Raw genomic sequence first — 14,349 nt, forward strand, 5'->3', positions numbered from 1 at the left:
TCTTTGGTCACATAAAACAGAATCATGCGGATAAAAATTTTCCTGTTCATATCGGCACTATGGCTACTGGCATCGTGCTCCAACAGCAATAAGGTACCGGAAGGTATTCTTTCCCATAAACAGATGGTGGATTTGCTGGTTGATATACATCTTTCCGAGGCCATCAACGGTCAACGGTTTCGCCTCGACAAAACCACAAAGAATTTTTCCAACGACCTCTATTTTTCCATTTGTAAAAAACATGGTGTCGATCCGGATGTGTTTGCCCAATCAGTTCTTTATTATGGTAAACATCCGAAACAATATGATGTCATCTACGACCAGGTGCTGAACCGCCTCAACGAGATGGAGGAACAAGTGAAGAAAGAAGGACCCAAACTCAAGCCCGACGATGGGAAACAATAAGTTTGCAGCACATTATATTTTCACCGGAAACGGAACGTTTTACAAAAACGGGATTGTTGTCACCGATAAGGATGGCACGATCAAAAAGATCGTCGACACGGGTGGCCAACCACCCGAATCGGCCGGCGTAAAATTCTACAGCGGGGTGATTGTCCCGGGATTTGTGAATGCCCACTGTCACCTCGAGTTATCGCACCTGCGCAGTACGTTCCCCGAGAAAACCGGTATGGCCGGATTCCTCTCACGCATTGTTAAACAGCGCGAAATTCAGGAAAATCTCATCAAAGAGGCAGCAACGATAGCCGACGCTGAAATGCAGCGAAACGGCATTGTGGCGGTTGGCGACATTGCCAACAATCCACTGGCATTCGATATTAAAAAGGAGTCTTCCATTCAGTATCACACCTTTATCGAAGCTTTGGGATTTTCCCCGAAACGCGCCGATGCCGCCTTTGAATACACAAAAGTCTTGCAACAAAAAGCGGCCGATGCCGGGTTAAAAACCTCCATCGTTCCCCATGCCCCTTATTCTATCTCCGGGCAGCTTTTCCGTAAAATTGGTGAATTGGCGTTGGAACAGAACGCGATTATCACTATGCACAACCAGGAGAGCAGCGAAGAAAATGAGCTCTACCAAACGGGAAAGGGCAAAATTGCCAAACATATCCGGAAAAATCTCGGCATTGACCTGAAGCCATTTCATCCTACCGGGAAAAATTCAATGGAAAGCGTACTGCCTTTCTTGCCGGCATCAAGTCAGTTACTCCTGGTGCACAATACGTTTACCGGGAAAGAAGAACTCGGGTGGTTACATGCTAACCGCGAAGAAGGAAAAACGTCGCTGGTGCTGTGCCCCAACTCCAACCTGTTTATCGAAGACCGGCTTCCCGATGTAGAACTCCTTCGTTCCGACGGCCTGAACATTTGCCTGGGGACCGACAGTCTGTCGTCCAACCATTCCTTATCGGTGCTAGATGAAATGATTACCCTGCATCAACATTTCCCCGACATACCTTTCAGCGAATTGGTGCAGTGGGCTACCGGAAACGGAGCTAAAGCGCTTCGGATGGAACAACAACTCGGCACAATTGAGCCGGGGAAAAAGCCCGGACTAAACCTCATCACCGGCATGGATTTGCAACAAATGAAACTTCTTCCGGATTCGCGGGTAAAACGATTAATCTGATTGGAAAAGATTTTCCCATCTTTGTAGCAAATTATTACCATGTCCACATTCCTGTTCGACCAAACTATTTTCGGGCCCGTCAAAAGTCGGAGGCTGGGCGTTTCGCTCGGCATCAATTTACTACCCAACAACACCAAAGTCTGTTCGTTCGATTGCATTTACTGCGAATGCGGATGGACGCCTCATAAACGGGAAAAGAAAGCAGAACTTCCTTCACGGGAAATCGTTGCCCGGTTGCTGCGCGAAAAGCTGGAGAAAATGGGAAATGCCGGGGAAGCTCCTGATGTGCTGACCTTTGCAGGAAACGGAGAGCCGACACTTCATCCTGACTTTGCTGAGATTATCGACGACACCATCGCCATTCGCGATGAATATTTCCCAAAAGCACGAGTAGCGGTCCTTTCCAATTCCACCATGCTACACAGGCCGAATGTGGTAGAGGCGCTGAAAAAGGTGGACGACAATATTCTGAAACTCGATTCCGCGATACCGGAAACCATCCAGCTACTCGATTGCCCACTTGGCCGGTTTCACCTGGTGGAAGTCATCAAAAACATGAAAAAATTCGATGGCAAACTGACCATCCAGACCATGTTTATCCGGGGGGAATTCTCGGGCCATAAAATTGACAATACCACCGAAGAAGAACTCTCGGCCTGGTTAAAACTATTAGCCAACATTCGCCCCGAAAGGGTGATGATCTATACCATCGCCCGTGATACGCCTTCGCAAAACCTCACTAAGGTATCCGCCGTTGATCTGGACAAAATTGCTGCCCGCGTTCATTCGGAATTGGATATCGATGTACAGGTAAGTGGTTAGGCCGAGATTAATGGGCCTGCCAGCCAATCGATTGGCTAACGGACCTAAAAAATTGGCAAAAAGCCCTAATCAATTAGGTCGTGAACCTAAAAATTTGGGTAATATAACCGAATGGATTACGTTAAGTAGAAATTGTCAGGTACAAAAAACCTGTCAGGAACAGCTGACAGGTTAGGTTAATTATCTTCTCCGGGAATCAATCCCGTTTCATGATACCATAATTGATGATGCTCACAATGGCATCGACGCTTTTTTCGATATCGGTGGACTTATAGGGACCTGCCGAAAGTGGCATCTCCAATCCGCGAATTGCAGTGGTAATCCCAATAGCTACCAGCGTAAAATCACGTACGGAAAATTTCCCGCGACGGGCACCTTCCAGCAAGATGCGCTTCATCATCCGGATCTCTTCCAGATCGTACTGCGACTTAATTTTATCCACAAACTCAACAGCGGCTAAATCACTTTCAATCGCATTGTAAAAATTGGCCAGCTGACGGTAAGTGGTAATTTTCGTCATGATATAGTCCTTCAGTTTTTCTTCAGGACTGATATCCTTCACGAGAACCTTCGATAATTCAGCCCGGAGTATATCGGCTTCCTTTTGCACCACCTCCTGGAAAAGATCCTCTTTACTGCTAAAATAATAATATAAGGAGCTTTTCCCTTTTCTGACGGCATTGGCTATGTCGTCGAGTGTGGTTTTTTTATAACCATACTTACTAAAAATCTCCTGGGCAATGGTCAGAATGTTTTCCCGAACGGCATCGCGTTTTGAACTTCCGTTTTCAGTAGTCATTTCTATTTAACTTACTATTGTGCCAAATATAGGTGAATTTTTCGAATTTTCGCCCCGCCTGTTCACCATAATATGATGAAATCACCTGTTAACCAAACGGATTCGGCGTAATTTTTTTGGAATAACGAAAAAAATATGTTATTCAACATCTTCCACCAAACGGAAATCCATCTGCTTCTTTTGCAGATTTGTACGAACAATTTCCACATTTACTTCATCACCCAACTGGTAGCGCTTGTGGGAATGACTTCCGATAATGCAGTAATTCTTTTCGTCGAATTCGTAAAAATCGTCGGTCAGATCGCGCAAAGGGACCATGCCCTCGCACTTGTTCTCTTCCAGTTCAACGTAAATTCCCCAGTTGGTTACACCGGAAATAACACCTTTGAACTCTTGTCCGATCTTATCGCTCATAAACTCGACCTGCTTGTATTTCACCGATGAGCGTTCAGCATTACTGGCCCTCACTTCCATTTCGGAGGAGTGGTGGCACATTTCCTCCCATTTCTGGGCAACCACCGAACGGCCTCCATCGAGATAACGTGCCAGCAGACGGTGTACCATTATATCGGGATAACGCCTGATAGGCGAAGTAAAATGCGTATAAAAATCAAAAGCCATGCCGTAATGACCAATGTTTCGGGTAGAATATTCCGCCCGGGCCATGGTCCGGATAGCCAACGTCTCGATGACATTTTGCTCTTTCTTTCCTTCCACGTTGGTCAGCAGCTTATTCATTGAATCGGAGACTGCTTTCGGATTGTTGGTTTGTATGCCATAACCAAACCGTTTGATGAAATGATTGAACGAATCGAGTTTATCCGGATCGGGTTTATCGTGAATACGGTAAACAAAGGTTTTGGCTTTTTTATTGGGAGTCGGTTTCCCAATGAATTCAGCCACATATTTATTGGCCAGCAACATAAACTCTTCGATGAGTTTATTGGCATCTTTTGCTATTTTAAAAATAATGCCCAGCGGTTTCCCGTCGTCGTCAATATTAAATTTCACCTCAATGCGGTCGAACGAGATGGAACCGGCCTGAAACCGTTGGTTCCGCAACTCTTTTGCCAAACGGTCGAGGGTTAGGATTTCCTCTTTCATGTCGCCTTTACCGGTTTCAATTACTTCCTGCGCTTCTTCATAAGCAAAACGGCGGTCGGAATGAATGACCGTGCGACCAAACCAGCTATGATGTACCGTGGCCCGGTCGTCGAGCTGAAAGACGGCAGAAAAGCAAAGCTTGTCCTCATTCGGACGCAGCGAGCAGACGCCGTTCGACAATCTTTCGGGCAACATCGGCACTACCCGGTCGACCAGGTAAACCGAAGTAGCCCGGTTGTATGCTTCTTCATCAAGAATAGAACCAGGTTGTACGTAATGTGTCACATCGGCGATGTGGACACCTACCTCCCAGAAACCATTATCGAGTTTTTGAACGGAAAGGGCATCGTCGAAGTCCTTGGCATCAGCCGGGTCAATGGTGAAAGTGGGTACTTTCCTGAAATCGCGCCGGTTGGCGTATTCTTCTTTCGGGATTTCGAGCGGAATCTGTTCTGCTGCCTTTTCTACTTGTTCAGGAAATTTAGACGGCAAGTCGAATTCGGCCAGGATCGCGTGCATTTCGGTGTCATTATCGCCCACATTTCCAAGTACCTCAATAATTTCGGCATATGGATTTTTAGCGCGTTCGGGCCATTCTATGATCTTCGCAACCGCCTTTTGGCCGTCTTTGGCCCCGTTCAGTTTTTCTTTCGGAATGAAGAGATCGAACGGTGATTTGCCGGAGGGAACCAGGAACGCATGAAATTTCGACACTTCGACCGTTCCCACGAAAGTGGTTTTCGCCCTTTCCAGAATTTCCACCACTTCGCCTTCCGGATTGCGTTTTTTCCGTCGGGCATAGAGATAAACCTTCACTTTATCGCCATGCATGGCGCGCTTCAGGTTGGCTGCCGAAACAAACACATCCTCATCGATTTCGTCGGAAATAACAAAGCCAAAACCCTGCTGTGTCAATTCGACCGTACCGGTAACGTAACCCCCTTTTGAGCGCAATTTGTATTTACCGCGCCCGATTTCCTCCAGATTTTCATTCTCCCTCAATTCTTCCAGTACCACATGAATCAATTTCCTGGTGGCCATATCGCGAATATACAGTTCGGATGATAACTGCTTGTAGTTGAACGTTTTTTTCGGGTCCGTGTAAAAGATATCGAGCACCGCCTTCTTTAAGCCGGCTTTATTAAATTTCAGTTTCTTATTTTTTTTCTTCTTGACCATATGGTTTGATTTTGATGATTGAAGGTAACGGAAATTTACCAAATCCGTCATTCTATAACAAAAAAGGAGGATCACAGAGCCACCCTCCTCACAAATCCCAGAGATTCAATGAATCAATCACACACTCTCCGGATTTTTTACTGCTGTTATAAAGTGTGTACATTGGAAACGATTTCCTCGGAATGAGAATCGGGGACCAGCTCATGAAAAACTTAATCGACGAAAGGGAGAAAGAAGGCCTATTGGACGCTGCAATTCTTATTAACGATTAAAACGCGGCTTTGGCAATTTGCTTTGTATTATCTGATATGCCGTAGGTATATATATGAAGACAAGGTACATTGTGCGCAACCAAATCCTTTGCCTGCGCAATGGCCCATTCGGTGCCCACCTGACGGGCATCTTCATTGTTCTTGCATTTCCGCACTTCCTTCGCGAATTCTTCCGGAATATCGATACTAAAAATTCCGGGTAATACCGAAACCTGGTTTTTCAGCGAAAGCGGTTTAATTCCCGGAATAATCGGAACATTGATTCCGGCAGCGCGGCAACGATCGATAAAATCGTAGTATTTCTGATTATCGAAGAACATCTGGGTCACAATGTAATCAGCTCCGGATTCGACTTTCCTTTTGAGATTTATCAGGTCCACATCGGGATTGGTTGCTTCGGAATGTTTTTCAGGATATCCGGCCACTCCAATGCAAAAGTCCATCGGAGTGTTGTTCTTTAGATCCGGATCGATATATTTTCCCTGCCGGAGATCGACGATTTGTTTCACCAATTCGTTGGCGTAGGCGTGTCCCCCCGGCTCCGGCTTGAATATTGATTCTGACTTCAGTTTATCACCGCGGAGCGCCAACACATTATTAATGCCCATAAAGTTGAGATCGAGCAGCATGTTTTCGGTCTCCTCTTTGGTAAAGCCGCCACATACCACATGCGGTACGACCGGCACATTGTAACGATTCTGTATGGAAGCTGCAATGGCGACCGTTCCCGGACGTTTGCGAATAGTTCGTTTTTCGAGCAACCCATTGGGCAGCATTCGGTACTCCATCTCGTCACGATGGGTTGTAATGTTAATATATTTTGGGTCAAAATCCAGCAACTCTTCAATTGTCCGGTAGAGTTTATCAGCGTTTTGCCCTTTTAGCGGAGGTAATAGCTCAAAGGAAAAAACCGTTTTATCGGATTGGTTGATGATGTCAATTATTTTCATTCACTAATCAATTTTCTTCTTCCATAAACACGCATCAGGATCTGATGAACTTTTCAAATTTGTTATAATAACTTATCACAAAGTTACGAATTGAAAAGAAGCTTCCCGAGTTGAAAAGACAGCAAGTGCAGAACTTAGTATTATAATAACATATTGTTTGACTGTAATTTTCTATATTTAATACTTCTAAGGACTAAATTAATTCAGACCAGATGAGGTACTTTTTCCTTTTCCTTGTTTTTACCTTGTTTTCTGCCCCGTATTCATTTTCGCAAGTCCTGATAACTTCGGTCTCCGGCGGTGAAGTACATGAGGGTACATCGGTCATGCATTGGAAAATCGGTGGCTTTGTTGGCAGCAGCACAACCAACTTCCAGCTTTCAGGCTTTCCTATCCTGATGCAGGGCACAAAACCGGACGCGGTAAATGACCAACTGGAGGCGGGAAACCTGTTTTATCCCAATCCCTTTTCCAATCAATTAAACATTCAACTTCGGAACAAAGAAACGGAAATGGACATTACCCTCTACGACGTAACTGGCACGGCAATTAAAACTTTTACGCATGTGGTGAATAACTTATCGGTAGAACTGTCCGAATTACCCGATGGTATCTACCTGTTCCGGTGCACTGATACACGAACACACCAAATAGTCGAGACGCAAAAAATAATTAAAATACACTAACTCCTATCGATTTCCCCGGTCATGTTAAAATCAAAACCCATACTACTGCTTTTCCTGTTCCTGGCATCCATTTCCCGGGCACAGGCAGCGCCAACCTTCTTATATCAGGCGCAATTAACCGATGACAATGGCACTTTGGTGACCAATCAGAATGTCAATTGTAAAATCGAATTAATTCGGGGTGAAAATTCATCCGAAACGCTTTACCAGGAATATCAGGAATTAACAACGTCGGCTACTGGTATGCTCGAAATCCTGGTAGGGAATGGTACGGACACCATTGGTAGCCTGACTGATATTGACTGGCAGTCGGGCAAGATATTTATCCGCTTGTCTGTCGACTTACCAGATGGAAACGGATTTCACCTTTTCAAGGAACAACCCATCAATGCTGTTCCTTACGCATTGATGGCCGGGAGCGCCAAGCCTGGCTGGAAGTTGGAGAATAACCGGCTTTCCTATACAGCTGGAAACGTTGGGATCGGCACGGATAATCCGGAAGAAGCGCTCGATTTTGGAGTCAATAAGGCTATTCGGTTTAAAACCACATTGACCCACCTGAACGAAAGTGCCATGGTGAAACTGAAATGGAAAACCGATTCGGCCAAACCGGCTATTATGTGGGTGGACGAAAACGATAATCCACGGGCAGCATTATACACTTACCAGCTGGGGGTAAACGGAGAACCTGACAGTATTTTTTGCATTGCCACATCCGATTCGAACGGCAAATTAGTTCCCCGGTTTAACATTCCCTGGGGCCACGACAACGTGGAATTATCTACCACAAACAGCAATTTTAAGGTAGCCGGGAGCAATAAATTCATTGTCGGAACCTCCGGTAGTCCGGGTCAAACGGCCTTCAACGGGAATGTATATATCGGGGCAGGTAAAAAACTGGGAATAGGAGACAAGGACTGGGAAAATACCGGTGTAGATGAGTATGCCGAAATGGAAATCTACCAGGAAACCAAGAATGCCCAGCTTCTCCTCAACCAGGCCGCAGGAAATGCTCCCGCCGCTATTTTACTGAGAAAAGGAAACAATACCTGGAAAATTGAAAATAACGACGACTTACATTTCTCCTACAATGGCCAGGATATCGTAACGATGACACAAGAGGGCAACATGGGAATTGGCACTGTTTCGCCGACCGAAAAAGTGGATGTCGCCGGCAACATAAAAGTGACTGAAGGCAATAGTTTCAGATCGGGAAACAGCGGTACCGCATCCTATATGGCCATAACGGGAGATTGCCCGGCAGGCAATTTAGTCGGACTTAATCCGGCTACCGGAGAGTTGAGGGACTACCAAACCGGAGACGAGTTCATCGGGATAGCCACTGATAAAGCAGCATTCATTTCCAATGAGACGAAAACAACGGGCGAAATCCTGATAGGTACCCATGGCCAGTTTGCCGTTAACACTACCGCGATACAAACCGATGGGCACAAAGCCCTGACGCCTGACGGGAAACTCATTGGTTATATTTTAAGTAACGGAAACTTATTTATCCGGTAAAAGCCATGAAAAAGCAACTGATTCTTATCTTATTCCTTACCATACCGTTCCTGGGGACCGCCCAATCAACGCAGCGGCTTTCATTCAATGCCATCCTGCAGAATGACAACGGGACGGTTCCGGAAAATCAATCGATAAAACTTGACGTTCAACTTGTCTCGGCCGTCAACCATTCCCAGGTGATTTATGAAGAAACGCAGACCGAAACAACCAACAATACCGGGTATCTGTCAGCATCCATCGGAAACGGAACAGTAAAAACGGGCAATTTTGATCAGATTGACTGGAGTAAGTCTTCCGGATATTTGTTCCACATAACAGCCCAAATAGTAAGCAGCGGCGATATTTTTGATTTGGGTTACGCCAAAATTTATCCGGTGCCATTGACCCTCGACGCACAAACCGTTATCGACAGCTCCAACTGGTACATTTCCGGGAACCATCTTTATACCCTGAAAAATACCTCGATCGGTTCCATTGATTCGACCTATGCTTTAGCGATGCGGGACAACGGGCGAATGCGCCTGCAGACCGATCAAGCTGAACTTCCGGAATCTGCGCTAATTATAATGAAATGGCCCGCAGACACAGCCAAAACAGCAACCGTTTGGTACGACAAACACGACGACGGGAAAATTGCGATGGTCGCTCACTACTATTTGCATTACCCGAACCGCCTGCACCAACATTTTTCGATTGAATGTGAAGATGATTCAGGTTTCATTCAAACCCGCGTTGAGTTCCCGTGGGGAAACGATACTGCCCTCATCGCAACGCACAATGCCAGGATGCTTGTTAATGGGCTATTCTCGACGGGGACACTCTCAGGGCCGTCGGAAAATGATATTTACGCCAATACCTGGATTTATGGTACCGACGCAGAACTTAATATCGGAACAAGCCAGTTTCACACAGGTAATTATCCGGTAACCATTCAGGCCAATGAAACGCCGGCAACGATTCTCTTACAATCGAAAGCAACGGACAAGCGCTCCATTCTCATGTTGAGAAAAGGAGATAATGAATGGAACCTGGACAACAACGACAACCTATTCCGTGTTCAGAGTACCGGTTATGGCTATTTCATGCACTTTACGCAGAGCGGAAAACTGACCTTTGATGACCTGGCTGACACTTCTGAAGTTTTCAATGTCAATGGAAATATCACAGTCAATCAACATGCCTTTATTAGTCCCGGGACCGATTCTTATGCCGAGTATATGCCGGCAGAGGAGACATTAACTCCGGGCGATATTGCCGGAATTGATCCATCGACAGGGAAAATCAGGAAATACCAGGATGGCGATTTTCTGGCCGGTATTGTCAGTTCATCAGCGTCCCGCATAGGAAATGCCCAGGCAAGTTATATAGGAAACCCGGGATATGCATTGGTCACTATAACCGGAACGACAACCCACAACAGTAACGGGGTAGTGACTTCCGGAAAAATATTGTACACATCCGATAACCAGAGAATCGGTATTCAAATCGCAACCGGGAAAGTACTGCTAAAATAAGAGAAGAGGGAATCGAAAAATGGTCCCCTCTTCATCCTAATATTATTTATAATTCAGGTTCACCGGAAGGAATTTCTCGATGAATTCGACTGATTCATTTTTCCGTCGCGCGTAATCTTCCACCTGATCTTTACCTACTTTATCCACACCAAAATAAATGGAGCGGGGATGTGCAAAATACTGTCCGCTAACCGAGGCTGTCGGGTACATGGCAAAATGCTCGGTGAGCTTAATGCCGGTATTTTTCTCTGCATCCAACAGATTGAACAGGTTCTCTTTCTCCGAGTGTTCCGGGCAGGCCGGATAACCCAACGCCGGGCGGATTCCCTGGTACTTGACCCGAATCAATTCTTCTTTCGTTAAATTTTCATCCGGGACATAAGCCCAGAACTCTTTACGAACTCGTTCGTGCAGTCTTTCGGCGAAAGCCTCGGCCAGACGATCAGCCAGCGCTTCCAGCATAATCGCTTTGTAATCGTTGTGATCCGCTTTGTACTCTTCTACCCATTTCTCGATGCCAATCCCGGCTGTCACGGCAAAACCACCACAGTAATCCTTCACGCCACTCTCTTTAGGCGCTACAAAATCACTAAGACAATAGTTGGGTTTGCCATCCTCTTTTTTGATGGTTTGCTGCCGCAAATGATAGAAAGCGCCCACTTTTTCAGTACGTGATTCGTCGGTGTACAGCTCAATATCTTCACCGACTGAATTAGCCGGCCACAAACCAAACACACCGCTGGCCCTGAGCATTTTCTTCTCAATGATCTCGTCAAGCATGGCATTGGCATCGGCAAACAGTTTGCGTGCCTCTTCTCCCATTTTCGGGTCAGTCAGCACATCCGGGAAATGCGCCCGCAGTTCCCAGGCTAGGAAGAAGAAGGTCCAGTCGATATACTCACGTAACTCCTCCAGCGGGTAATCGTCAAAAACTTTCACACCGGTAAATTTCGGTGTGTAAACCGGCTGTGTTTTCCAATCAGGACGAAAAGCATTTTTCTTTGCCTGATCAAAAGTTAAGTACGACTTCGGCTTTCTATTTCCATGAAATTCGCGAATACCTTCGTATTCGGCTTTTATACCATCCATGTATTTCTGGTCGCCGGTTGTCAGGCTTTGCACCACACCTACGGCGCGGGAGGCATCCTTAACATGCACCACCGGCTGACTGTATTCAGGCTCAATTTTTACGGCTGTATGAATTTTTGACGTAGTAGCCCCACCAATAATGAGAGGGATTTTCAACCCCCGGTTCTCCATTTCACGGGCCACCAGTACCATCTCCTCCAGCGAAGGTGTAATCAGGCCGCTGACTCCAATCAAATCGACTTTTTCTTCCCCGGCTTTCGCCAGGATAGTTTCCGTCGGGACCATCACACCCAAATCAATTACATCAATGTTATTACAGGCCAGCACCACCCCGACAATATTTTTACCAATGTCGTGCACATCACCCTTCACGGTAGCCAGCAATACTTTGGTGCGATTCTTTATTTCCGTGCCATTTTCAGCTTTTTCCCGCTCAATGTGGGGCTGCAGCCAGGCAACAGCTTTCTTCATCACACGGGCCGATTTAATGACCTGCGGAAGAAACATTTTACCATCTCCAAACAGATCGCCGACAATGTTCATCCCATCCATCAGCGGGCCCTCGATAATGTTGAGTGCGGCATCGAACTGAGGCATTATTTCGGCTAAATCCTCTTCCACATAATCGGGAATTCCCTTCACTAACGCATGTTCGAGCCTTTCCTTTACCGGCAATTCGCGCCATACATTTTTCTTCGCCTCTTTATGCCCGGAATCTTTTACCTGTTCGGCGAATTCAAGCAATCGTTCCGTTGAATCGGGACGTCGGTTCAGAATAACATCTTCAACACGTTCGAGCAAATCTTTTGGAATCTCATCATAAATCTGGAGCATGCCCGGGTTGACAATTCCCATGTCCATACCCGCTTTAATAGCATGGTACAAGAATGCCGAATGCATGGCTTCGCGGACCACATTGTTTCCGCGGAAGGAAAACGACACATTCGAAACACCTCCACTCACACGCGCTTCAGGCAGATTTTCCTTAATCCACTTTGTTGCCCGGATGTAATCAACCGCATAATTGTTGTGTTCCTCAATTCCGGTTCCAACCGTCAGGATATTCGGGTCAAAAATAATATCCGTTGCCGGGAAATGGACCTCCTCGGTAAGAATACGGTACGCCCTTTCACATATTTGGATACGACGTTCATAGCTGTCAGCCTGACCGTCTTCATCAAAAGCCATAACGACTACTGCCGCTCCGTACTGTTTTATTTTGTGGGCATGTGCTTTAAATTCTGTCCCGCCTTCTTTCAGGCTGATGGAATTGACGATCGCTTTCCCTTGCAAACATTGCAACCCTGCTTCGATTACTTCCCACTTGGAAGAATCAATCATGACAGGTAGCCGGGCAATATCCGGTTCAGCCATCAGCATATTAAGAAAACGGACCATCTCTTTTTTCGCGTCAAGCATGGCATCATCCAGGTTCACATCGATAACCTGCGCGCCACCTTCTACCATTTCGCGGGCAATGGAAAGTGCTTCCTCATACTTTTCTTCTCGAATGAGACGGGCAAATTTGCGCGATCCCGCCACGTTACAACGTTCTCCAACATTAATGAAGTTCGAGGCCCGATTCACCGTAAGGGGTTCCAATCCGCTCAGGCGCATCGCCACGTCCGGTTGAACTTTTTCGTGTGGCTGGGCCTTTTTCGCCAGTTTGGCCAGTTCACGAATGTGGTCGGGCGTGGTACCGCAACATCCACCAACAATATTTACCGTACTCTTGTCGAGAAAACCTTTCACCTGCTCAGCCATCATTTCGGGCGTTTCGTCGTATTCACCAAACTGGTTGGGCAAGCCGGCATTCGGATACGCACTGATATAAAACGGCGCTTTCCGGCCCAGCTCTTCCAGGTACGGACGCATATCTTTTGCACCCAATGAGCAGTTCAGCCCGATGGTCAGCAAGTCCATGTGCGAAACCGAATTGAGAAATGCCTCAACGGTTTGCCCGGAAAGCGTTCGGCCACTGGCGTCGGTAATCGTACCGGAAACCATCACCGGTTTCCGAATACCACGTGCTTCAAGCGCTTCGTCAATAGCCATCAAAGCGGCCTTGGCATTCAGCGTATCGAAAATCGTTTCCACCAGCAACAAATCCACTCCGCCGTCGAGCAGTCCGTCCACCTGTTCCCGGTACACCTCTTTCAGATCGTTGTAGCTAACGGCACGAAAACCCGGGTCGTTCACATCGGGTGACATCGACGCTGTTTTATTGGTTGGTCCGAGTGACCCGGCGACAAAACGCGGCTTACCAGGCATCGAGAATTTCTCCGCTGCTTCACGGGCCACCTTCACCGAAGCTACATTCAGTTCATACACCAACTCTTCCATTCCGTAATCGGATTGGGAAATGCGGTTCGCATTGAATGTATTTGTTTCGAGAATATCGGCCCCCGCCTCGAGAAATGCTTCATGAATTTCCCGGATGATATCGGGCCGAACGATGGAAAGAAGGTCGTTATTCCCTCTCAGCGGGTGATCCCAGTCGGCAAAACGGCTTCCGCGAAAGTCTGCTTCATCCAGTTTATGTTGTTGGATCATTGTCCCCATAGCCCCATCGAGCACCAGGACACGCTTTTTGATTTCCTCTTGTATGTCGTATTTGCTTGTCATATCAATTATATCTTTTCCTCTAAAAGCACCTTATTTCTTTGTTGTGCACAAAGCTATGAGTTTCAAAAGAACATCTCACTTATTATCATATTAAACCCCTACGGTTACTTTAACCTCTTCCTAAACAGAGAATCTACGGTCCGGTTCATTTCCCTGTTGCACAGTTCAATTCCGTTAACAGAATCCCGAAGTAT

Annotated in this window: 10 protein-coding genes; 6 read left to right on the forward strand and 4 right to left on the reverse strand. The window is 46.4% G+C overall.

What is annotated here, in order from left to right; all coding sequences use genetic code 11:
• The first annotated feature begins 24 nt into the window (after positions 1-24).
• The 3 genes from GJU82_RS13180 to GJU82_RS13190 are packed head-to-tail and all read left to right on the forward strand — an operon-like array spanning position 25 to position 2,413.
• Positions 25-405: a DUF4296 domain-containing protein gene (locus GJU82_RS13180; protein ID WP_153632569.1), complete on the forward strand. Its 381-nt coding sequence runs from the start codon at positions 25-27 to the stop codon at positions 403-405.
• Positions 392-1,591: an amidohydrolase family protein gene (locus GJU82_RS13185; protein ID WP_153632570.1), complete on the forward strand. Its 1,200-nt coding sequence runs from the start codon at positions 392-394 to the stop codon at positions 1,589-1,591. The genes GJU82_RS13180 and GJU82_RS13185 overlap by 14 nt, the downstream gene beginning before the upstream one ends.
• Positions 1,592-1,630: 39 nt before the next feature.
• On the forward strand, positions 1,631-2,413 hold the full coding sequence (locus tag GJU82_RS13190; RefSeq protein ID WP_153632571.1) for a radical SAM protein: 783 nt from the start codon (positions 1,631-1,633) through the stop codon (positions 2,411-2,413).
• Between the two features lie 196 nt (positions 2,414-2,609).
• On the opposite strand, the gene GJU82_RS13195 is transcribed toward GJU82_RS13190, so the two are convergent.
• From GJU82_RS13195 to metF, 3 genes are all read right to left on the reverse strand, one after another.
• On the reverse strand, positions 2,610-3,212 hold the full coding sequence (locus GJU82_RS13195) for a TetR/AcrR family transcriptional regulator (RefSeq protein ID WP_153632572.1): 603 nt from the start codon (positions 3,210-3,212) through the stop codon (positions 2,610-2,612).
• A 138-nt stretch (positions 3,213-3,350) separates the two neighbouring features.
• Complete coding sequence (gene rnr, locus GJU82_RS13200; RefSeq protein WP_153632573.1) at positions 3,351-5,495, reverse strand: ribonuclease R; 2,145 nt, start codon at positions 5,493-5,495, stop codon at positions 3,351-3,353.
• A gap of 268 nt (positions 5,496-5,763) precedes the next feature.
• On the reverse strand, positions 5,764-6,717 hold the full coding sequence (gene metF / locus GJU82_RS13205) for a methylenetetrahydrofolate reductase [NAD(P)H] (protein WP_153632574.1): 954 nt from the start codon (positions 6,715-6,717) through the stop codon (positions 5,764-5,766).
• Between the two features lie 212 nt (positions 6,718-6,929).
• On the opposite strand from metF, the gene GJU82_RS13210 reads away from it, so the two are divergent.
• Genes GJU82_RS13210 through GJU82_RS13220 form a run of 3 tightly spaced genes read left to right on the forward strand, consistent with a single transcriptional unit; the run spans position 6,930 to position 10,441 of the window.
• The gene (locus tag GJU82_RS13210) at positions 6,930-7,403 is read left to right on the forward strand and encodes a T9SS type A sorting domain-containing protein (RefSeq protein ID WP_153632575.1); all 474 of its coding nucleotides are present in this window, start codon (positions 6,930-6,932) and stop codon (positions 7,401-7,403) included.
• A gap of 21 nt (positions 7,404-7,424) precedes the next feature.
• Positions 7,425-8,924, forward strand: coding sequence for a hypothetical protein (locus GJU82_RS13215; RefSeq protein WP_153632576.1), 1,500 nt, complete (start codon positions 7,425-7,427; stop codon positions 8,922-8,924).
• 5 nt (positions 8,925-8,929) lie between these two features.
• Complete coding sequence (locus tag GJU82_RS13220) at positions 8,930-10,441, forward strand: hypothetical protein (RefSeq protein WP_153632577.1); 1,512 nt, start codon at positions 8,930-8,932, stop codon at positions 10,439-10,441.
• Positions 10,442-10,483: 42 nt separating this feature from the next.
• Here the strand turns inward: GJU82_RS13220 and metH are convergent, their stop codons facing one another.
• Positions 10,484-14,155, reverse strand: coding sequence for a methionine synthase (gene metH, locus GJU82_RS13225; protein WP_153632578.1), 3,672 nt, complete (start codon positions 14,153-14,155; stop codon positions 10,484-10,486).
• Positions 14,156-14,349: the final 194 nt, after the last annotated feature.

Source organism: Prolixibacter sp. SD074, from assembly GCF_009617895.1.
Classification (GTDB): Bacteria; Bacteroidota; Bacteroidia; order Bacteroidales; family Prolixibacteraceae; genus Prolixibacter.